The organism is Ruegeria sp. CI1 (assembly GCF_056536925.1).
The window spans coordinates 18,234-39,720 of sequence record NZ_JBQFQP010000008.1 but is presented as its reverse complement, the minus strand read 5'-3'; the positions used below and the strand labels follow the sequence as shown (position 1 = coordinate 39,720).

The window sequence follows — 21,487 nt, the reverse complement described above, 5'->3', positions numbered from 1 at the left end:
ACGATCGGGCATGGCTATTACAACAGAATTTCCTAGCCAGCACTCAGCGCTGGGTGATATCGTTAGAAGGCGAAAGCTGCTCCTTTCGATTGTCTCGTGCTATTTGCTGGTCGGTGCTCTTATTGGCAGCATTATCGGCTTGGATTTCTGGCCGAAAGTTCAATCGCACGTTTCTGGCGGGTTGTACGTCTTGCGGTATTTCTTGTTTCTCTTTGGCGGCATCTATCTGGTTTGGCGCTTTGCCGTTGCCGCGTTCCGTGTAAAACCAAAGAAACCTATTCAATGGTTTGTTAACGACTTACGTTCGACATTCTTGGGGCCGTCCAATCTGCTTGAGGGTGCAATCTGTTTTCTGGCAATCACCATCTTTATTGCCGGCTTTGCGTTCTTCAAAAACTTGATTCCGATATTCAACCCCTTTGCTTGGGATCCGTACTTCTCCGCTCTGGACCGAAGCATTCACGGTGGGGCGGATCCGTGGACTTTGATATGGAGCGTCTTTGGGTCACCGATTGCGACCTATCTTTTGAGTCTCGCATATCATATCTGGTTCGTCGTCGTGTATTTGGCCATATTCGTCGCTGCCTTCGACCGAAAAAACCCCGGAAGAGGAGCTGAATTCCTGATCGCATTCCTACTTACCTGCATCGTCGGCGGTACAATTATGGCGATGGTTTTTTCATCTGGTGGTCCTGTGTATTTTGAAGCATTCGGATATGGTGACACCTATGCCGAACAATTGCGAAAGCTGGAAACCGTCGGAAGAACTTACACACTTTGGGTGCTGGATGTTCAAGATTCTGTACTGCTAAAATTCCGTGAAGACGGTATCAGCCTGATTTCCGCGATGCCAAGCATGCACGTCGCCTCTAGCGTGGTTATTGCCTTATTCGGCTTCAGCTACTCGCGCCTGTGCGGCTGGTTGCTTAGTGCGTTCGCCCTTTGCGTAATGATTGGTTCAGTTCATCTCGCCTGGCACTACGCTGTGGACGGGTACATTGGGGCGGCAACGGCATTCGGTTGCTGGTTGAGTGCAAAGTCGCTGGTTCGAAAATTTGGAGAAGGTTAGAGTTGTCCAGCTTCCGTCAAACGGGCGACATACCGAGCCAAAGTATCAATTTCGAGGTTCACGCGATCTCCGACCTCTACCCTCCCCCACGTGGTCACCTCCTTGGTGTGCGGGATGAAATTGATTCCGAACTCGCATCCCTGGACATCATTGACCGTCAGGGAAGTACCGTTCAAGGCGACCGACCCCTTGGGAGCAATAAATTTGGCAAGCTCCTGAGGTGCCCGCAGCGTGACCCGCGTGCTGTCCCCCTGGTCATCTACCGACATGATTTCTGCTACCCCGTCCACGTGCCCTGAAACGATGTGTCCACCCAACTCGTCACCAACTTTCAGAGCTCGCTCAAGGTTGACGCGTTTCCCCACGTGCCATTCGTCGAAATTGGTCTTGGATACCGTCTCTGCGCTGATCTGAACATCATACCAAACATCGCCTAGAGCTATAACCGTCAAACAAACGCCGTCACTGGCAATCGATGCACCAATATCAATGGTGTCGGTATCATAAGCAGTTCGGATCCGCGCTCGCAAATCTCCCTGTTGATCCAGTTCCACCACGGTTCCGATATCGGTGACGATCCCTGTAAACATGCCGTTAACTCTCCGAGGGTAGCGTTCAGTCCCGAACTACCCCTCCCGAACGGCTGCGGCAAGTCCCGCCTTGCGCGAATTTCAGAGAGTCGCCATAGTTTGCAAAAACAACCACCGCCGCGGCCGCGAGCAGTATCGATGACACAAGCGCCAACGAATTCCAACATTTCGGCTTCAGGGCGGGTGTTTTTGTTTCTGCAAGGTCCTCACGGACCGTTCTTTTCGATGCTTGGGGGCTTGTTGCGTCAAGCAGGCGCAACGGTTTGGCGCGTAGGATTCAATTCAGGCGACCAGGCGTTTTGGAATGATGCAGACAGCTTTATCCCTTTTCGCGACCAACCGGATGAGTGGCCCGCAGCTATTGACGCGTTATTGAAACACCACGGAGTCACCGATATAGTATTGTACGGCGACACTCGCCCTGTTCACGCCCTTGCCGTTGAAGCAGCGGGAAAAATGGGCATCGTCACACACGTTTTCGAGGAAGGTTATTTGCGCCCGTGGTGGGTAACTTATGAGCGGGGCGGCTCCAACGGGAACTCACGATTGATGCAGATGGAACTTGACCAGATGCGGCACGCGCTGGATCAAGCTGGTACCGACACCCCTCCACCACCCGCCCACTGGGGCGACATGCGCCAGCACGTTTATTATGGCGCGCTATATCACTGGTTCGTTATGCTCCTGAACCAAAAATATAAAAACTTCCGCCCCCACCGCGCGCTACCCGTGTCCAAAGAGTTCCGCCTGTACTTCAAACGCTTGTTGTTTATGCCCCTGCGCCGGATCGAGCGATTTCTGGCTACGTCCCGAGTACAACGTGGAGGGTTTCCATATCACTTGGTCCTTCTGCAATTGGAGCATGACAGTTCCTTCCAAAGCCATTCCGACTTTTCCTCCATGACCGAGTTTTTGGAACTAGTGATCGAAGGTTTCGCCAACGGCGCCCCGGCACATCACCACCTCGTCATCAAGGAACACCCACTGGAAAACCGTCAAGTACCACTACGCCGCGTAGTGGGCCACCTTGGGCGCAAGTTCGGCGTGTCGGGACGCATACATTATCTACCTGGTGGCAAACTCGCAAAACTGTTGGACGATGCCCATACCGCAGTCACGATCAACTCGACTGCAGGGCAACAAGTTTTGTGGCGAGGTAAACCTTTACGCGCATTCGGGCGCTCGGTTTACGGCAAGCCCGAATTCGTGTCACTGCAGCCTATCAGTGAATTCTTCGCGCACCCACGACAGCCCAACATCCATGCCTACCGTGACTACCGGCGCTTCCTCCTGGAAACGAGTCAGATTCCTGGCGGATTCTATTCACAGAGAGGACGCAGGCAATTGCTAAGACATGTGATCGACATGATGCTGAATTCCCAAGACCCTTATGAGGCGCTTGCAGCCAAGACAGAGTCCCGGCGGCAACAGTTGCGGGTTGTAAGGTAATATCTCTGTCTATCGCTGGAAAGTCACACGGGAACCGTATAAGTTGCGCAAAACTCGGAAGACCGAGCATAAATAATCGAGGAGTTCGGGCAGTGATGGGGATATCCCGCGTTTGGGCCAGATCTTGCGCCCTTTTCGTGTCAGTTGGCCTGTTTTCGGCCTGCGCGCTTCCCAAATCCGGGCCAAATGAAAAGGAAATCCTTGCAGGCTCCATTCAGGAGAGCGGGAATGCGCATGTCGTTCTTGTTGACGACCGGGTAGCTAGGGCTTCCGCCTCGGTCCCGAATCTGGGTTTTTCATCGGCCTTTCGTAGCGCTTCGAACATAACCGCCGACACTATTCGCCCAGGCGATGTATTGGGTTTGACCGTGTGGGAGAACGTGGATGACGGTCTGCTAAGCGGCGACCTTGGAAACTCCACTATACTCGAAGAAGTTCAGGTCGACAGCGACGGCTACATTTTCATGCCCTACGCAGGACGCGTCCGCGCGTCTGGCAATACACCCGAACAATTGCGTGAACTGATCACCTCCAAACTGCAAGATCAGACGCCTGATCCGCAAATCCAAGTTCGCCGCCTTGCGGGCGACGGTGCAACGGTTGCTCTGACTGGGGCTGTCGGGGCACCCAGCGTCTATCCAATAGAACGCCCAACGCGTACTCTTGCCAACATGCTGGCAAAGGCGGGAGGCGTCACAGTTGAACCCGAAATTGCCCTTGTGACTGTAATCCGGGGACCGCATAGAGGAACGATTTGGTACCAAGATCTCTTCAAGGATCCTAGCCTCGACATTGCTTTGCGTGGCGGCGACAGAATACTAGTCGAAAAGGATACCAGATCGTACGTTGCTTTGGGATCCACCAACAGTCAGGCCCGCGTCGCGTTTGAGAGCCAAGACTTGTCCGCACTTGAAGCGTTGGCGCAGGTTGGGGGGTTACAATCCTTTTCTTCCGACCCAACGGGCATTTTCGTTTTGCGCAACGAAACGCAGGATATCGCGCGGAACGTTTTAGGGCAGCCGGGTCTGCAAGGCGCGCAGCGATTGATTTACATCCTGAACCTGACCGCCCCCAACGGATTGTTCGTTGCCCGTGATTTTGTCATCCGGGACGACGACACAATTTATGTGACCGAAGCGCCCTATGCGCAATGGACCAAAACCGTATCGCTTATCGCAGGTGGTTTGACGCCGGTTGCCAATGTCGCGACGCTGACCGGCTCTTGATCGTGGGCAAGACCCACGAAGCGATAGACGGAAATGACCGAACCCGCTTGTTCGTATTCAACGGTGGGTTTCTGACCCAACGACGTTTGCGGCGGATTCTTACGCTTAAAGGATTCGATATTCGGGTTGGCCTTCCAGTTGACGGCGACCTTGTCGGCGTTTGGGGGAATAGTCCCACCGCACATCGCGGCCGGAACATTGCTTCAAGGCGTAACCTGCCCGTTCTGCATATCGAAGATGCATTTCTCCGCTCGATGAAACCGGGACGCAGCGGCGAACCTCCTTTGGGACTTTTGCTGGATGGTTCCGGGGTTCACTTTGACCCAACGGTACCGTCGGACCTGGAACAACTGCTTGTTTCGCATCCACTTGATGATACCGCCCTATTGGATCGCGCACGCGGTGCCATAGAACGGATGAAGGAAGCACATCTAAGCAAATACTCTGCCCACGATATTGGCGAGAGTATTCCTGACCCCGGTTATGTTCTGGTCCTCGACCAAACACGCGGCGATGCCGCCGTGGCCGCAAACGGCGGCACAGACGCCATGTTTCGCGAAATGCTAATTTTCGCTCAAGAGGAACACCCCGGAGCACGCGTGATCATCAAAACGCATCCAGAAACATCAGCAGGATTTCGCCCCGGTCATTACTCGACGGCGGACACGACTGACCGCGTATCCCTATTGGATCGCTCTGTCAGCCCGTGGGCTTTGCTAGATGGCGCGGTGGGTGTCTACACTTTGTCCTCTCAAATGGGGTTCGAAGCCATTTTGGCAGGGCACAAACCACGGGTCTTTGGACAGCCTTTTTACGCAGGTTGGGGCCTGACCCAGGACGAAAACCCACTCCCGCGCCGTACTCGCAAACTGACCCGAGCACAACTGTTTGCTGCAGCGATGATGCTTTATCCGACATGGTACGACCCCTATCGTGATAAACTATGCGACTTGGAAACCGTTCTGGACGCGCTCGAAGCGCAAGCACGCGCGTGGCGCGAAGACAACCATGGTTGGACTGCTTCAGGTATGCGGATATGGAAGCGGCGGTATCTGCAAGACATGTTCGGCCAACAGAAAAGAATCCAATTTGTCGACAAAGTCGAACCTTCTTCGCAAAGACGGCATATGGCGTGGGCCACACACGCGGGCGATGTGGAAGGTATCGTGCGGGTCGAGGATGGCTTTCTACGCTCCCGCGGGCTGGGCGCAAAGCTTGTTCCACCACTCTCTCTGGTGACGGATGACTTGGGTATCTACTATGATCCGACCCGCCCCAGTCGATTAGAAACTTTGATCACCGCTCGCGAGACCTTGCGTCCCGACCAACGTTTGCGAGCCGAGCGTCTGATAGAGCGCGTTATTCACGAAGGACTGAGTAAATACAATATCGAAGGCCCAATTCCGCAACTGCCTGACGGATATCGCATACTCGTTCCCGGTCAGGTCGAGGACGATATGTCGATCCGAAAAGGGGCAAGCAGTATCCGGACCAATCTCGAACTCCTGCAAGCCACACGCGAAGCCAATCCAGAAGCAGTTATTGTCTACAAGCCCCATCCCGACGTCGAAGCCGGCCTTCGAGAGGGGGCGATAGATACCTCAGCATTGGCCGATGTCGTCGCCACAGGCACAAGTCCTGCCGAATTGCTAATGCAAGTTCAGGAAGTATGGACAATTACATCCCTTATCGGCTTTGAGGCACTGATCAGAGGGATAAAAGTCACGACATTGGGCGCGCCTTTCTATGCCGGTTGGGGTTTGACGAAGGATCTTGGCGCGGTCCCCGCGCGCCGCGGAGCGCACCCAACTGTACAAGGACTCGCACATGCTGCACTTATCGACTACCCTCGCTATCGCGATCCTGTGACCGGGTTACCCTGTCAGGTCGAAGTCGTCGTAGATCGCCTCGTGCATTCGGACATACCGAAAACCGGATTAGTCAACCGCCTTTTATCAAAGGCACAAGGGGCGTTTGCGTCATACACTCATTTGTGGCGATGAAGCAGTTTCACCGCGGTTTTAAGTTCAAATCTCTTGTCCAACGCATCAACACATCACCGCCGACATCACGTGTCTCAACGAGTTCAAAGCGCGGCGCTTCTTGAAGATGATTCAAACCAAGCGCGCTGATGGCAGGCAATCCTTCCGCTCCGATCGCAATACCTGCAGAAAAACCGATCAACTCGTCAACCAGATCCTCGGATAACAACGTTGCCGCCAGTGCCGCACCACCTTCACAAAAAACCCGGGTCAATCCTGCCTTGCCCAATTGTTGCAGCAAATCTGAAGCATCGATCTGGGTTCCATTCACCGCGCAGGGAATAAGTCGGGCCCCCATACCTTCCCACGCACGGATCCGTTCAATGTCAGCACCGGGTCCATGACACAGCCAAACCGGGATGTCCGACGCTGTACGCGCCAATTGCCCCATCAGCGGCAAGTCAAGATGCCGCGATACCACCACGCGAACAGGCTGAGTTTCGATACCAAGATCCCGCACAGTTAACGAAGGATCATCCGCCCTTGCTGTTCCCGCACCCACCATCACCGCGTCGTGATGCGCACGCATGGCGTGGACAGTGCGACGCGCTTCCGGGCCAGTGATCCATTTGCTTTGCCCCGTCGCCGTAGCGATACGACCATCAAAGCTGCTCGCAAGTTTGAGCGTCACAAACGGGCGCCCCTGCTCGGTCTTCAGAAAGAAACCGGCATGCTCGCGAGCCGCCTGTTCGCTCAGTACACCGGAAACGACTTTAATCCCCGCATTTTGCAGCATGGCAAAGCCTTGCCCAGAAACTCTTGGATCGCTGTCCTCAATAGCGCAAATCACACGCGCAACCCCTGCGGCGATTAGGGCATCTGAACAAGGCGGCGTCTGACCATGATGCGCACAAGGTTCTAAGGATACATAGACCGTTGCGCCCCGCGCAGCCTCGCCTGCCTGCGCCAATGCTTGCGTTTCGCCATGTGGCCGACCTCCGGGTTGGGTCCAGCCACGACCAACGATCCGTCCATCTTTTACGATGACACAGCCAACGGCCGGATTTGGCCAACACAAACCTTGATTGCGCCGGCCCAAGGACAGGGCCAACGCCATATATCGCTTCTCTGTATCGTTCATTCTTCCGTCGGTGGCTGCGGTGGGCGCAACTCGTGGACAAAATCTTCGAAATCGTCGGCTGCCTGGAAATTCTTGTAAACACTGGCAAAGCGCACATAGGCCACCGTGTCGATCCGCGCCAGCGCTTCCATCACGATCTCACCAATCTTGTTGGAGGGAATGTCCGTTTCCCCCATGCTTTCCAGCCGTCGCACAATGCCTGAGATCATCTGGTCGATCCGCTCAGGTTCAATCGGGCGTTTCTGCATCGAAATGCGGATCGAACGCTCCAATTTGTCGCGATCAAAATCCTCTCGCTTCCCGTTTGTCTTGATCACAACCAGATCGCGCAACTGAACCCGCTCGTAAGTTGTGAACCGCCCACCGCAAGCCGGACAGAACCGACGTCGCCTGATCGCCACATGGTCCTCTGCTGGACGTGAATCTTTGACCTGAGTATCGATATTTCCGCAAAACGGGCAGCGCATCCGCCGTCTCCTCGTCCCTTGTCCGCCTCTTTTGTGAGTACTTTGGCCCACTTATCCACAACTATAGGACAGCCGCTAGGATTTGGGTAGTCTGAATTTTGCACCGCTAGATAATGGGCGCTAGGCAAAATACCCAGCGACCTTGCGGGTATGGGGCGCATCGCGATGTTCAAACAGATAAATGCCTTGCCATGACCCCAACACGGGCACGCCTCCGACCACCGGGATAGACAGAGAAACCGGCATCATCGAGGCCTTGATATGCGCGGGCATATCGTCTGGGCCTTCATAGGTATGACGGAGATAAGTCATGGCCGGATGGTTTGAATGAGGCACGAAGTGCTGAAAGAAGGCCTTGAGGTCTATTTGAACGTCTGGGTCCGCATTCTCCTGAATCAACAGGGAACAGGACGTGTGACGAACAAATAGTGTCGCCAAACCATCAATTCCAACAGGTTGCAACCAGTCGCTAAACTGTGTCGTGAACTCGTAAAGCCCCTGCCCGTTAGTGATGATCTGGAACTCGCGGTGCACTGTTGTCTCTCGAATGGCAAGAAGCTCAGGATTCTAAAAGCCCGGAGGAGACGGAAAGCAATTTCCGTTGGCCTGCTGGACACTCATGCTGTCACCAACCTTGAAACCAAGACGAAGAAAGCTGTTTGACCCAGCTCCGTTGTCGGCTGCTTGCGAGTTCAGAGTGAACTGCACGGCGGTCTTGCGCCCGGTTGTCACGCTTGGCCCATAGCCTCGCGCGATATAGATGCGCTGTCGCCAATCTGCTCCAAGTTCGCGCCGTGCATATTCCGAAGCTGCACACCAGTAGTCGACGGAACGTTGGGGGCCACCTGGAATCACTTCGAACACATTGCTGTCGACCTGATTTACCGAATATCCACCTCTGGCACGAAAGGCGTCCGCTTGCGTCGCTGCCACCAAAGCAAGGGCTGTGGCCAATCCAATCATTTTTTTCATTCGCGGAACTTCCTTCGACTGTCTTGTTACCTAAACTAATGCCGAATAACGGGAAATGACAGGCGGTTAAGACAACAAAGGTTCGAGCGTGCCGCAATACCGGATCAACAAGCCCAATACCGACAATCGGGCGCTCACGTCGAAGGCAAATCTCGCCTGCTCATCCTCATGCTCGAACGTCTCTGATTGCGGCAGGAACCATCGAGGAACAGGTATGCGATAAACATATACCCCCGCCACCTCAATTGCGATCCGTTTACCCCTGGCTTGTGGCCGCAACGTCAAGGTCACTGCCCCAAACTTTTCGTGCACCAGATTGCTTTTCGCGTCGTAAGAAAGGACCGAACGAGTAACGTGCCCGTCAAAATTCCTTTCCCACATCCATTTCAAACCACGCTTTTGGATACGTAACTGCACCGGAACATTCACTCCGGAAGGCGGAAAACCTCCAAGACGCAATGCCAGCGAAACCAAGCACCCTTTGCCTTTCTCGATTGTGCAATGACCAACATACTCCCCAGCGGTGCTATGCAATTGCCGTAACGATGTTGGCAACGCCACACAATCCGGCAATGCCTGCAGGAACGGGTCTCTCACGCCTCAGAATCCTCCCACGGCAAACCGCGCTTTGATTTCAGCATCTGGGAGAATGCATCGGTCGAACCGGCCAAAGATCGAATAGCGGTTTCTGGCAATAGATTGGTAAATACGGTCCTTCAGAAAGCCCGGCAGATAACAGCAGATCGAGAAGGCCGGCCAAATCCCAGAAAGCTCCCGCATGGCTGCCGCAAAGGCATCCAGTCGCTGATGTACTCTGCCTCTCACTATGACCAGATTGGTTTCAAAATCCTCCGTCGGCAGACCAAGCTGGCGATAAAGCTTCTGACCTAAAGCAGATTGCGCAGTGGCAAACGCGAACTTTTGCGCTTGGTCGTGCCGGAGTATAAACTGGAAAAAGCCAGAGCAGAGAACGCATTCACCATCGAAAACAATCAGATCGCGCCCGGCTGCCTCCGGTATTTCAACAAGGTCTTGCATTCCGACACGCTCAAATACTGCCGCCCTCACGATTGCATGGCGCACAAGTTCCAAGCAATGCGACAAACGCGTAACAAAAAAAGCGCCCCGCAGGGCGCTTTTTTACTGATCAAGAAATGAACGGAGTTTTCGACTCCGGCTAGGATGTTTCAGCTTTCGCAAAGCTTTGGCTTCGATCTGACGAATTCGTTCGCGGGTCACGCTGAACTGTTGACCAACTTCTTCCAACGTGTGGTCTGTATTCATGCCGATGCCAAAGCGCATTCGCAAAACACGTTCTTCACGTGGCGTGAGCGAGGCCAGAACCCGTGTGGTAGTTTCCTTCAGGTTCTCCTGAATGGCCGAGTCCAGCGGCAGAACCGCGTTCTTGTCCTCGATGAAATCGCCAAGCTGGCTGTCCTCTTCGTCGCCGATGGGCGTTTCCAGCGAAATCGGTTCCTTGGCGATCTTCATCACCTTGCGGACCTTTTCCAGCGGCATTTGCAGTTTTTCGGCCAGTTCCTCGGGGGTCGGCTCGCGTCCGATTTCGTGAAGCATCTGGCGACCGGTTCGGACCAGCTTGTTAATTGTTTCGATCATGTGAACCGGAATACGAATCGTGCGCGCCTGATCCGCGATCGAGCGCGTAATCGCCTGACGAATCCACCAAGTAGCATAGGTCGAGAATTTGTAGCCGCGACGGTACTCGAATTTGTCCACCGCTTTCATCAGGCCGATGTTGCCTTCCTGAATAAGATCAAGGAATTGCAGGCCACGGTTCGTGTACTTTTTGGCAATCGAAATAACCAATCGAAGGTTGGCTTCGACCATTTCCTTTTTGGCCTGCCGCGCCTCTTTCTCGCCCTTTTGGACCTGCTGCACGATCCGGCGAAATTCTGAGATATCCAAGCCGACATATTGGCCCACCTGTGCCATGTCGCTCCGCAGTTCTTCCACCTTCTCCGACGAGCGTTCAATGAACATCTGCCAGCCACGACCGGGCTTTTCAGCCATCTCGGCCAACCAATTCGGATCTAATTCACGGCCGCGATAGGTATCAACAAATTCACGACGATTAATCCGGGCCTGATCGGCAAGTTTCACCATGGCACTGTCCAGCGACATCACCCGTTTATTGATGCCATAAAGCTGGTCAATCAATGCGTCGATCCGGTTGTTGTGCAAGTGCAGGCCGTTGACCAACTCCACGATTTCAGAGCGCAAGGCCTGATAGGTCGCCTCATCCTGATCACTGAATGAACCATCTTCGTTCAGCGTTGCCGAAATACGGCTGTCCTGCATTTCGCTGAGCTGCGCAAAGTCAGTCGAAATTCGCTCCAAGGTATGCAGAACCTGCTCTTTGAGCGCGGCCTCCATTGCCGCGAGCGACATATTGGCCTGATCGTCCTCGTCTTCGTCTTCTTCCTTGGTAATCGGGTTGCCATCGGCATCAAGCTCGGGACCGTTGTCTTCGGACTTTTGTGTCGTGGGCGCGACAGAAGAGTCGACAACGGGCTCTTCAACCTCGCCATCTTCGTCCAGCTGATTGCCGAATGTGGTTTCCAGATCAATCACGTCGCGAAGCAGAATATCTTCGCTGAGCAACTCGTCATGCCAGATCGTAATCGCCTGGAAGGTCAGTGGGCTTTCGCACAGCCCCGCAATCATTGTGTTCCGCCCCGCCTCAATCCGCTTGGCGATGGCAATCTCGCCCTCTCGGCTCAGCAACTCGACGCTGCCCATCTCGCGTAGGTACATGCGAACCGGGTCATCGGTCCGGTCCAGTTTCTCCGCCTGGGCGCCTGCCAGCGCAACTTCGCGGGGGCCGTCAGTCGTGACCAGATCGGTCGAACCCTTCTGCTCTTCCTCCTCGGCTTCTTCGTCCTCAATGATGTTGATGCCCATTTCCGAAAGCATCGACATCACGTCTTCAATCTGTTCCGAACTGACCTGATCAGGTGGCAGAACCTGATTGAGCTGGTCGTAAGTAATATAGCCTTTCTCGCGGGCCTCGGCGATCATCTTCTTGATCTGGGCCTGGCTCATATCCAGCGAGACTTCCTGTTCCTGCTCGTCGGATTTGCGTTCCTCGGTCGTGTCCTTGGCGGCCATTCAGTAGCTCCTGCAGGGTGGGTGATTCGTTGGAACCGAATCATTAGCGCGTAGAAATGATTCGGCCACCCGTTTACCCGTTTTTCTTTTGCTGTTCTTCCGGAAAACACAAAGTCATCTGCGTTTTCGTTCAAATTTGATGCCAGACATGATTGATTCGAAGGCTTCCCTTTCATCCCGGCTGAGGCGGGCACCATTGTCGGCAACATCGAATATGGCTTTATCCTCGTTCTGGCTGCGATTAGCGCGGTTTCTTTCTTCGGCAGCTTGAGCCAGTCGATATGTCAGCGCCTCGTCTGCCAGATCAGACAACTCCTCTTCAGCTTCGGCAATTTCGGCGTCAAGCCCCCGGAGTGCTTTGATTTTTGCGAGTTCCTCGGCCAGGGTCATCTCGGCCTTTTCAACGTCGCCCGGCTTGAACACACAGGGGATCACCGCGACATGGCGAAGGGCTAGTAGGTTTTCAAGGGGTTCGGGTCCTAAAGCTGCAACAATGTGGTCTTTGATGTTGTCCGGGTCGTCAATTGCGTGCCGCAGGATGGCCTGCCTGAGAGCCGCGTGATCCGGGTCGAGGCATTCCATGTCTTCCAATTGGTGTTCGAACTGGACAACGACTTTCGGGTTTAGAATTGCAATGGCCAGAATTGCCGCTTCTCGCAGGCGGATGTCGGCATTTTCTGAAGATGCCAGAAACGACGCGCGGGCTCCGGGCGATGCAGGCGCCTTCTCCGGCTGCCATTTCCCACGCGGCTGCCAATCTCTTTTTTGGGGCGATCGTTGTGCGCGAAACAACTCCCAGCGCAGGTCCTTGACCGCTTGCCCATAATGCGCCCGGATCGATGGGTCGCGGATCAGCTTGATTTTCTCGCGCAGGGACTTGTCCAAAGCCGCCTTGCGCTCGGGGCTGTCGAACACCTTGCCGTCGGTCTCGCGCTGCCACAGCAGCTTGACCATCGGATTGGCACCATCCAGCACGGCCTTCAAAGCGCCTGCCCCTTCGGCGCGCAGCAGGTCGTCCGGGTCTTTGCCCTCGGGCATCAGGGCAAACCGCAGCGACTTTCCAGCTTCCAGCAGCGGCAAAGCCAGATCAACCACCCGCATCGCAGCGCGCAGACCTGCTGTGTCGCCGTCCAGCGCAATGATCGGCTCGTCCGATATCCGCCAGAGCAGTTGCAGCTGATGTTCGGTGATGGCGGTACCCAATGGCGAAACCGACGCGCCAAAGCCTGCTTCGGCCAGCGCGATCACATCCATATAACCTTCGGCCACGATCAGCGGCTGCCCCTTACCTGCCGCCTGTCGAGCCGGGCCTTGATTGTAAAGACTGCGCCCTTTGTCGAACAGCTCGGTCTCGGGCGAGTTCAGGTATTTCGCGGTGTCATTGGGGTCCATCGCCCGCCCGCCAAACGCGATACAACGTCCGCGCGGATCGCGGATCGGGTACATGATGCGGTTGCGGAAGGTGTCATAAGGCTTTTTGCCCTTGTTCGAGGGCTTGGCCAGCCCGGCCCCAAGGATCAGGTCCTCGGCCACGTTCTTGCCGCGCAGATGGTCCCACAGCGCCTGCCAATCGTCCGGGGCAAATCCAATCTCCCACCGGTCCAGCGCTTGCGCGTTCAACCCGCGGCGCGCGAGGTAATCTCGTGCGGCGGCTCCTGCCCCGGTCTTGAGTTGCAGACGGAAGAATTGCACCGCCTGTTCCATCACATCAGCCAGCTGTGTGCGGTGGTCCTGTTTTTCCTGCGCCTTCGGATCGCGCGCAGGCATCGGCATCCCGGCTTCGCGGGCCAGAATCTCGACAGCTTCGATGAACGAGACATTCTCGGTCTCTTTTACAAAGCTGATTGCATCACCTTTGGCGTGGCAGCCAAAACAGTAATAGAATCCCTTCGTGTCATCGACGTGGAACGAAGCCGTCTTCTCATGGTGAAACGGGCATGGCGCCCACATATCGCCCTTCCCCTGATTTGACTTTCGGGCATCCCACATGACCTTACGCCCGACAACCTGTGACAGGCTCAGGCGCGTACGCAATTCATCCAGAAATCCAGGGGGCAATGACATGAACTGAATGTGGCAGAAACGGAAACGCTCGCCAAGGCATAGGCGAGCGTTTGTCCACAGCGAAATGACGGATGTGTGGATTATTGCTGCAAGCAAAGCTCCAGCCAAGCGGCCGCCAAATCCTTGTTTCGCACGTCGCGCATCTTCTGCTCATAGACCCAGGGCGTGATCAGCGGAATTGCAGCATCGTAGTTATCGGGCCAGACTGGATTTGTTGCCGCAATCGCTTTTGGCACGTCGCGCTCTTTGACCCGATCCAATCGTGCCTTCTGTATCGCAGCGACTACATCCGACTGATATCGGCAACTTTCTTCCTTGGACTCGGCCGCAGAAAGCGGGGTTGCCAATAGCATGGCAATAACGGCAAGGCGGATCATCATGGTCCTCCGGGAATCAATTCATAACCTACGCATGTTAACCGCGTGCACCCGCTCCTTCCATCGCCGTTTTCAGATCATGGGCCAGCGTTTGGGCCATCGACCGAAATACCATGATCTGGAAGGTGTTGTCGCCAATACGAGTGATCGAAGCCGTCATGTGAAACATCAGACTGCGCACGGTATGTCCACGCTTGAAGTGTACCTCTCGCAAATCGACCGGCACCAAGCGGGCCAGCACGTCCTCGGCCCCCACCCCTTCTAACCGGACCACAGCCCAGGCATCGGACTGATCGACAAGGGCCGCATGCTCTGCCAATGCCACATCTGGAGCTGGCCCCATCAGCATTGCCGCCGAATGACCAAACCAGACCGCACGCGATCCGGCCTTGCCAGTCGCGCGATTTGCCGCAGGATAGGTCATTCCATGTGCTGACTTCAGAGCATCGGACAGGGCCTTGGTCTTACCTTTGTAAGGCGTGACAGACGTCATCACACCCGCGTCTTCCTCACTTAACGTGACGGTACCAACCGTCAGCGGCAACAGTCCTTCACAAGGGGTTTTGGCAATCAAGTTATCCACGTACGCGCCCTCCCTCCGGGTCAAGGAACACCGGGTTCACCACTTCGCAGAGCGTCGTCACCCCGCGCAGACCATCTACCATCTTGACGACTTCGCCGTATCGTTCAGGCCCATCAGCCAGAAAACCAAGCCCCAACATGCAGCCCAACATGGGAGAGAAACAGACTGACGTAATATAACCCTGATCGTTGACGCGTACTGGATCCGCCTCTTCGCGATATAGATGCGCTCCGGCCAGCAACTGTTTGCTTTCTCCGATGGGTTTCAGCCCGACTAACCTTTCCCGCCCAGCTTCTTCAAGACCGGGCCGTTCCGACATTGTCTTGCCGACGCAGTCCTTTTTCTGCGATACCATCCGGCCCATTCCAATGTCATACGCAGTGGTCCGACCATGGATTTCGGAATGGGTGATGAATCCCTTTTCTATCCTGAGAACGTTGAGCGCTTCCATCCCGTAGAGACCACCGCCCAGCGCCTCGGCGCGTTCGGTCAGAAAATCAAAAAGGCTAGCGCCATAACGTGAAGGAACCGCGATTTCATAGGCTAGCTCACCCGAGAATGATATTCTGAACAATCGCCCATCAACCCCCAGAACCTTGATCGGTCCACAAGCCATAAATGGCCAGTTGTCATCGCTCAGATCTTCTTCAACCAAGTCACTCAGCAACTCGCGTGATCTTGGTCCGGCGACGGCAAACTGCGCCCATTGCTCGGTTACCGATGTAAAGGTCACATCCAGATCCGGGCGCAGGCATTGCGCCACAAATTCCAGGTGCGTCATCACCTCGCCCGCACCAGCAGTCGTTGTGGTCATGACATAGTGATGTTCTCCCAATCGTGCGGTGGTGCCGTCATCCATGACAAACCCATCTTCGCGCAGCATCAAGCCATAGCGAGTGCGCCCGACCTTCAACGTCGAGAATATGCTAGTATAGACGAAATCCAGAAACTGTCCTGCATCCCGACCCTGAACGTCGATTTTTCCCAAAGTTGAAACGTCGGCTACGCCAACCGCCTCGCGTACGTATTTGACCTCGCGGTCACAACTCTCACGCCAAGTAGTTTCACCTGATTGCGGGAAGTAACTGGGCCTGTACCACAGGCCAGCCTCGACCATAGGTGCTTTGCGCGCGACGCTGGCCTTGTGCGAGGTTGTAAACCGTTGTGGTCTATAACCCATTCCTTCGGCACCAGCGCCCAGCGCGGCAATCGCTACCGGCGAATATGGCGGTCGGAAAGTGGTCGTCCCAGTCTCGGGTATCTCACGTCCGGTAGCGTCAGCCAGAATGGCCAGCGCCGCCACGTTCGAATTCTTGCCCTGATCAGTCGCCATCCCTTGGGTGGTATAGCGCTTCATGTGCTCAACTGAACGAAAGTTCTCGGTTGCTGCCTGTTTCACATCTTTTACGGTGACGTCATTCTGGAAATCCAGCCAGGCGCGCCCCTTGCCTGGAACGGACCAAAGCGGCGCGATTTCATAAGCCGCATCTTCGGCATGCGGCACCGCCACCTCTGGCACTTTACGCCCCAACTCGCTCAACACCTCCTCCGCTGCGGCAACGCCCTCGCGCAGGCAGTCTGCGGTCGAGAAAGCCCCTTTGCACGCACCTGCTGCCACCATTCCAGGAACTGCACCTGGAGCAGGAACAAAGGCAGCAATGTCGCGCCGCCAAACCGGACGCCCGCTCATGTGGCAGGTCAGATGGACTGACGGATTCCACCCACCTGTCATCGCAAGGCAGTCAGTCTGAATCTTCTCTTCTCCGCTGGGGCGGCGCACGGTTATGCTTTCCAACCCCTTTCGGCCGGAACTACCGCAAACCTGAGCCCCGCGCAGAACCTGATAGTCGTCGGACAGAGGTGCATCATGACGGCTGTCGATCACCGCCGCCACATGCACACCGGCCTCCAAAAGGTCGCGGGCCGTGCGATGAACGTCGTCAGTATTGCCGAACACCGTTACGTTCTTGCCCGCACTCACACCCCAGTGGTTGAGGTACGCGCGCACTGCCCCTGCGGTCATGATTCCCGGGCGGTCGTTATTGCGAAACGCAACCGGCCGCTCCAACGCGCCTGCGGCCAGTACCGATCGCTTGGCTACAATCCGCCAGAACGTCTCCATCGGTGCACCGTTCGGACGGTTGCCAGTGTGATTGTGCACCCGCTCCAATGCCCCATATGTGCCGTGATCATAAGCGCCTACCACGGTCGTCCTCGTCATCAGGCGCACATTGTCCATCGCCCTCAACTCGGCGATAACTTCGTCGGCCCAGACGTGGCCGGTTTTTCCGTCCACCTCATATGTTTCGGCCAACAAACGGCCACCCATTCGGCTGCCTTCATCCACGAGGATCACATCCGCCCCGGCCCGACCTGCGGCCAACGCTGCCATCAGCCCGGCAGGCCCTGATCCGATAACCAGAAGATCACAGAATGCAAAAGCACGTTCATACTTGTCGACATTGTTCAGGCCCGAAAGCGCGCCAAGACCTGCTGCTCGGCGGATCGCTGGCTCATAGACTTTTTCCCAAAAACTCTTTGGCCACATGAAAGTCTTGTAGTAGAAGCCCGCCCCGAAAAACGGTGCCGCTAGATCGTTCATACCGAGCACATCAAAATTCAGAGACGGCCAGCGGTTCTGACTGCGTGCCTCCAACCCGGCATAGATCTCTTGCATGGTGGCACGCACATTGGGTTCCTGCCCAGACCCATGGCCTACGGTCATCAACGCATTAGGCTCTTCGCCTCCTGCAGTCAGCACCCCGCGCGGGCGGTGATACTTGAACGACCGTCCCATCAAACGGACATCATTCGCAAGCAAGGCCGAGGCTAGAGTATCTCCGGCAAATCCCGAATAACGCACACTGTCGAAATAGAAGGAAATTGGCTTGGTGCGATCCACAAGGCCCTTGCCCTTGATCCTCATGACTGCGTCTCCGATGCGAGTTCAGTGTTCAGAATGTCATGTGAGATCGTGTTACGGGTCACTACGATCCAGGCCCCGCAGCCACCTTCGTGATACCACAGGTCGCGTGTCTTTCCGGCTGGATTCTCGCGCAAGTAGACGAAGTTGTCCCATGCCTTCTCCCCGGCATCGGGTGCAGGCCGGTCCAAACCCACGGCAGCACCGCGATAGTAAAACTCCCGGCGATCGCGCTCGCCGCAATGCGGACAGGTGATCCTCATGCTCTCGCCCCCAGCTTTTCTTCGTCAAAAATACCGAATTCCAACATCTGCCATACGCCTCAGTGCAGGTTGTGTTGAGAGCCCTTGCCCTCTTCGTCCAGAATGCTTCGCCCGGTCCGGAACCGGTCCAGGCGGAACTTGGTGGCGTTCTCATGGTATTGGCCCGTGGCGATCAGGTGAGCAAAGACATTGCCGGACCCCGGAACTGCCTTGAAGCCACCATAGTTCCAACCGCAGTTCAGGTAGAGTCCGTCAATATGCGTCTTGTCGATGATGGGCGAGCCATCGGGAGACATGTCCATAATGCCCCCCCAACTGCGCAGCACTTTAGCTTTGCCGATCATCGGCATCAGCGCCATGCCGGCTTCCATCACGTTTTCAACAGTGGGCAGGTTTCCGCGGGCGGCGTAGGATGCGTAGAAATCCAGATCGCCGCCAAAAACCAGCCCGCCCTTGTCCGACTGGCTGATATAAAAGTGCCCCATACCGAATGTCACAACGTGATCGATACAAGGTTTCAACCCCTCGGTAACAAAAGCCTGCAGAACATGGCTTTCGATCGGAAGGCGCATCCCTGCCATCGCAGCCACCTGGCTGGATCTTCCGGCAACTACCATAGCAACTTTCTTGGCCCGGATAGCGCCGCGTGTTGTCCGCACGCCTCGAACAGCGCCGTTCTCGATATCGATGCCCGTGACTTCGCAGTTCTGAATCAAATCTACGCCCCGCTGGTCGGCACCACGGGCGTACCCCCATGCCACCGCGTCGTGGCGCGCGGTGCCTCCGCGCGCGTGATAGAGCCCGCCATAGATAGGAAAGCGCAAGTCTTCAAAATTCAAAAAAGGTACTTTGGCGCGGACGCCGTCGCGGTCGAGCAACTCGGCGTCATCACCCTGACTGATCATCATGTTGCCACGACGCGCCGCTGCGTCCCGCTGACCATCGGAATGGAATAGATTGATGATGCCTCTCTGGGAATGCATCACATTGTAGTTCAGGTCTTCTTCCAAACCTTCCCAAAGTTTCAGCGAATGAGAGTAAAACTCGGAGTTGCCCGACAAAAAGTAGTTTGCCCGGACGATAGTCGTGTTCCGCCCCACATTACCGCCGCCGAGATATCCTTTCTCCAGTACCGCAACATTGGTTAGACCGTGCTCCTTTGCCAAGTAATAAGCCGTGCTCAGCCCGTGACCGCCGCCCCCAATGATGACGACATCATATTCAGACTTAGGCTCTGGGTCCCGCCAATGAGGTTCCCATCCCTTATTGCCCGTCAACCCTTCCTTCAGCACTCGAAGGCCAGAAAAACGCATCGTTCACTCCCTTTCGGCCAACTCTTGACTGGCCCATCGGGGAACACCTATCAAGCAGATCGCCCTCGGGCCATATCGCTTTTCGACAAATACTATCCTACCCGCGACTATCAACGCCGTATTCGTAACGTCTGTTCACCTGCCACAAACCGAACACGGGCCAAAAAAGGGCGCGCCAAAAGGCACGCCCGAGAAGAAAACTTGCAATGCGTTACAAGCCTTTGGCGCGATAGCTCTTGGCCACCCTGTCAATGGCTACAATATAGGCCGCTGTTCGCAAATCCTCGACGTCGGATCTGGCGTGCCATACTTCTCTCATCGATTGATAGGCAATCCGCATGGTGTCATCCAGGCCCGAGCGAACCAACTCCAATTCGTCCGCACCCCTGAGGTATTTGGCCTTGAAGTCTGGGGACATCGACCAGGCATCGCCAAGATAACGATCGAGCCGTTCGAGTTCCTGCACAATCAGTTCGTGCCGCGCCTCTTCCTGGCGACGTTGCATGCGGCCAAAACGGATATGGCTGAGGTTCTTGACCCATTCGAAGTAGGAAACCGTCACACCACCTGCGTTCGCAAACATATCCGGGATTATTACGGTTCCCTTCTTGCGCAGGATCTCGTCTGCGCCCGCAGTCACTGGTCCGTTCGCGGCCTCGATGATGAGAGGTGCCTTGATCCGCTCTGCGTTGGACAGGTTGATTACCCCTTCCAGCGCAGCCGGAATAAGAATGTCGCATTCTTCTTCCAAAACTGCTGAACCTTCGGCCGTATGGGTCGCGTCCGGATAACCCGCCACGCCGCCGTGCTTTGCTATCCATTGGTGCACCGCTTCGACGTCTATACCCTCAGGATCATACAGCGCACCGTCGCGCTCAATGATCCCGACGATTTTCGAGTTGTCTTCTTCGCTAAGAAATTTGGCGGCATGATAGCCTACGTTACCCAAACCCTGAACAATGACGCGCTTGCCATCGAGCTTTCCGGACAATCCAGCTTTTGCGACGTCTTCAGGATGCCGGAAAAACTCGCGAAGCGCGTATTGAATGCCTCGCCCGGTAGCCTCGACCCTGCCAGCAATGCCGCCAGCATTCAGGGGCTTTCCGGTGACACACGCCCGCGCATTGATATCCGTCGTGTTCATTCGGGCATACTGATCCGCAATCCAGGCCATCTCTCGTTCCCCGGTACCCATATCCGGAGCGGGTACGTTTTGAGACGGATTGATCAGGTCGCGCTTTGCCAGCTCATATGCGAACCGGCGGGTGATCTGTTCCAACTCGTGCTCTTCGTACAAACGCGGATCAATGCACAAACCACCTTTGGATCCACCGAACGGCGTTTCGACCAACGCGCACTTGTAAGTCATCAGAGCCGCAAGGGCCTCGACCTCGTCCTGATTCACGGCAGTCGCATAACGAATTCCACCTTTGACAGGTTCCATATGTTCCGAGTGAACGGACCGGTATCCGACAAAGGTGTGAATCTTGCCCCGCAACCTTACGCCAAAGCGAACCGTGTAGGTCGCGTTGCAGACCCTAATCTTTTCTTCAAGCCCGGGGGGAAGATCCATCAGAGCGGCCGCTCTGTTGAACATCAGATCCACACTTTCACGGAAACTGGGTTCGGTTACGCGCGTCATAAATTCCTCCCTGACCTCAGACAATTGGAGACACTCTCCATGTCACTTTGTCGCAATCTGGTTAAACCTGATCAATCCAATTCTGCCAATATTTTGAGCATTTGCAAAAATTAACCGTCCGGCACCCGCGAGTCGTGCAAACTATCAAGAATGGCGACTATTGTTTTCAATTCAGCAACAGAACGGGCGATTGGCCAAGAGTGGGCGCAATTGTCGTTCAGTTACAGCAAGATAGTGGCAAAACCGCCCAATTCTCGCCACGTTCTGCATTTACCTTTAGTCAGTCCAATATTTCGA

General features: G+C 55.4%; 19 protein-coding genes. 4 read left to right on the top strand and 15 right to left on the bottom strand.

Translation table 11 applies throughout. The features are described from left to right. Nucleotides 1-10: 10 nt before the first annotated feature. On the top strand, nucleotides 11-1,069 hold the full coding sequence (locus ACR0LZ_RS11020) for a phosphatase PAP2 family protein (RefSeq protein ID WP_480749857.1): 1,059 nt from the start codon (nucleotides 11-13) through the stop codon (nucleotides 1,067-1,069). Here the strand turns inward: ACR0LZ_RS11020 and ACR0LZ_RS11015 are convergent. Next, nucleotides 1,066-1,659 (bottom strand): riboflavin synthase, encoded by a 594-nt coding sequence (locus tag ACR0LZ_RS11015; protein ID WP_480749856.1) that lies wholly within the window; start codon nucleotides 1,657-1,659, stop codon nucleotides 1,066-1,068. The genes ACR0LZ_RS11020 and ACR0LZ_RS11015 overlap by 4 nt on opposite strands. A 138-nt stretch (nucleotides 1,660-1,797) precedes the next feature. On the opposite strand from ACR0LZ_RS11015, the gene ACR0LZ_RS11010 reads away from it, so the two are divergent. From ACR0LZ_RS11010 to ACR0LZ_RS11000, 3 genes are all read left to right on the top strand, one after another. Continuing rightward, nucleotides 1,798-3,108: a capsule biosynthesis protein gene (locus tag ACR0LZ_RS11010; protein ID WP_480749855.1), complete on the top strand. Its 1,311-nt coding sequence runs from the start codon at nucleotides 1,798-1,800 to the stop codon at nucleotides 3,106-3,108. A gap of 95 nt (nucleotides 3,109-3,203) precedes the next feature. After that, a complete protein-coding gene (locus tag ACR0LZ_RS11005) occupies nucleotides 3,204-4,334 on the top strand; it encodes a polysaccharide biosynthesis/export family protein (protein WP_480749854.1) in 1,131 nt (376 codons plus the stop codon). Next, entirely contained in the window at nucleotides 4,334-6,337 is a 2,004-nt protein-coding gene (locus ACR0LZ_RS11000) for a capsular polysaccharide biosynthesis protein (protein WP_480750005.1), read from the top strand. Before ACR0LZ_RS11005 ends, ACR0LZ_RS11000 begins: the two co-directional genes overlap by 1 nt. Nucleotides 6,338-6,344: 7 nt before the next feature. Here ACR0LZ_RS11000 and ribD read toward each other — a convergent pair whose 3' ends face one another. The 14 genes from ribD to ACR0LZ_RS10930 form a co-directional block, all read right to left on the bottom strand. Next, nucleotides 6,345-7,457, bottom strand: a complete 1,113-nt coding sequence (ribD, locus tag ACR0LZ_RS10995; protein WP_480749853.1) for a bifunctional diaminohydroxyphosphoribosylaminopyrimidine deaminase/5-amino-6-(5-phosphoribosylamino)uracil reductase RibD — start codon at nucleotides 7,455-7,457, stop codon at nucleotides 6,345-6,347. After that, the gene (gene nrdR, locus ACR0LZ_RS10990) at nucleotides 7,454-7,924 is read right to left on the bottom strand and encodes a transcriptional regulator NrdR (RefSeq protein WP_480749852.1); all 471 of its coding nucleotides are present in this window, start codon (nucleotides 7,922-7,924) and stop codon (nucleotides 7,454-7,456) included. The genes ribD and nrdR overlap by 4 nt, the downstream gene beginning before the upstream one ends. A 120-nt stretch (nucleotides 7,925-8,044) precedes the next feature. After that, the gene (locus ACR0LZ_RS10985) at nucleotides 8,045-8,458 is read right to left on the bottom strand and encodes a secondary thiamine-phosphate synthase enzyme YjbQ (protein WP_480749851.1); all 414 of its coding nucleotides are present in this window, start codon (nucleotides 8,456-8,458) and stop codon (nucleotides 8,045-8,047) included. A 33-nt stretch (nucleotides 8,459-8,491) separates the two neighbouring features. Then, a complete protein-coding gene (locus ACR0LZ_RS10980; protein WP_480749850.1) occupies nucleotides 8,492-8,896 on the bottom strand; it encodes a hypothetical protein in 405 nt (134 codons plus the stop codon). A 66-nt stretch (nucleotides 8,897-8,962) separates the two neighbouring features. Beyond that, the gene (locus ACR0LZ_RS10975; protein ID WP_480749849.1) at nucleotides 8,963-9,493 is read right to left on the bottom strand and encodes a DUF4166 domain-containing protein; all 531 of its coding nucleotides are present in this window, start codon (nucleotides 9,491-9,493) and stop codon (nucleotides 8,963-8,965) included. Between the two features lie 3 nt (nucleotides 9,494-9,496). Beyond that, nucleotides 9,497-9,934: a thiol-disulfide oxidoreductase DCC family protein gene (locus ACR0LZ_RS10970; protein WP_480749848.1), complete on the bottom strand. Its 438-nt coding sequence runs from the start codon at nucleotides 9,932-9,934 to the stop codon at nucleotides 9,497-9,499. Nucleotides 9,935-10,036: 102 nt separating this feature from the next. Further along, complete coding sequence (gene rpoD, locus ACR0LZ_RS10965; protein ID WP_480749847.1) at nucleotides 10,037-12,025, bottom strand: RNA polymerase sigma factor RpoD; 1,989 nt, start codon at nucleotides 12,023-12,025, stop codon at nucleotides 10,037-10,039. Nucleotides 12,026-12,139: 114 nt separating this feature from the next. Then, on the bottom strand, nucleotides 12,140-14,089 hold the full coding sequence (gene dnaG / locus ACR0LZ_RS10960; RefSeq protein ID WP_480749846.1) for a DNA primase: 1,950 nt from the start codon (nucleotides 14,087-14,089) through the stop codon (nucleotides 12,140-12,142). 80 nt (nucleotides 14,090-14,169) lie between these two features. Beyond that, on the bottom strand, nucleotides 14,170-14,466 hold the full coding sequence (locus ACR0LZ_RS10955; RefSeq protein WP_480749845.1) for a hypothetical protein: 297 nt from the start codon (nucleotides 14,464-14,466) through the stop codon (nucleotides 14,170-14,172). 37 nt (nucleotides 14,467-14,503) lie between these two features. Beyond that, nucleotides 14,504-15,049, bottom strand: a complete 546-nt coding sequence (locus ACR0LZ_RS10950) for a sarcosine oxidase subunit gamma (RefSeq protein WP_480749844.1) — start codon at nucleotides 15,047-15,049, stop codon at nucleotides 14,504-14,506. Next, complete coding sequence (locus tag ACR0LZ_RS10945; protein WP_480749843.1) at nucleotides 15,042-17,975, bottom strand: sarcosine oxidase subunit alpha family protein; 2,934 nt, start codon at nucleotides 17,973-17,975, stop codon at nucleotides 15,042-15,044. Before ACR0LZ_RS10945 ends, ACR0LZ_RS10950 begins: the two co-directional genes overlap by 8 nt. Beyond that, entirely contained in the window at nucleotides 17,972-18,235 is a 264-nt protein-coding gene (locus tag ACR0LZ_RS10940) for a sarcosine oxidase subunit delta (RefSeq protein WP_480749842.1), read from the bottom strand. The genes ACR0LZ_RS10945 and ACR0LZ_RS10940 overlap by 4 nt, the downstream gene beginning before the upstream one ends. Before the next feature lie 59 nt (nucleotides 18,236-18,294). Next, on the bottom strand, nucleotides 18,295-19,548 hold the full coding sequence (locus ACR0LZ_RS10935; RefSeq protein ID WP_480749841.1) for a sarcosine oxidase subunit beta family protein: 1,254 nt from the start codon (nucleotides 19,546-19,548) through the stop codon (nucleotides 18,295-18,297). Between the two features lie 211 nt (nucleotides 19,549-19,759). Then, nucleotides 19,760-21,190: a Glu/Leu/Phe/Val family dehydrogenase gene (locus ACR0LZ_RS10930; RefSeq protein WP_480749840.1), complete on the bottom strand. Its 1,431-nt coding sequence runs from the start codon at nucleotides 21,188-21,190 to the stop codon at nucleotides 19,760-19,762. Nucleotides 21,191-21,487: the final 297 nt, after the last annotated feature.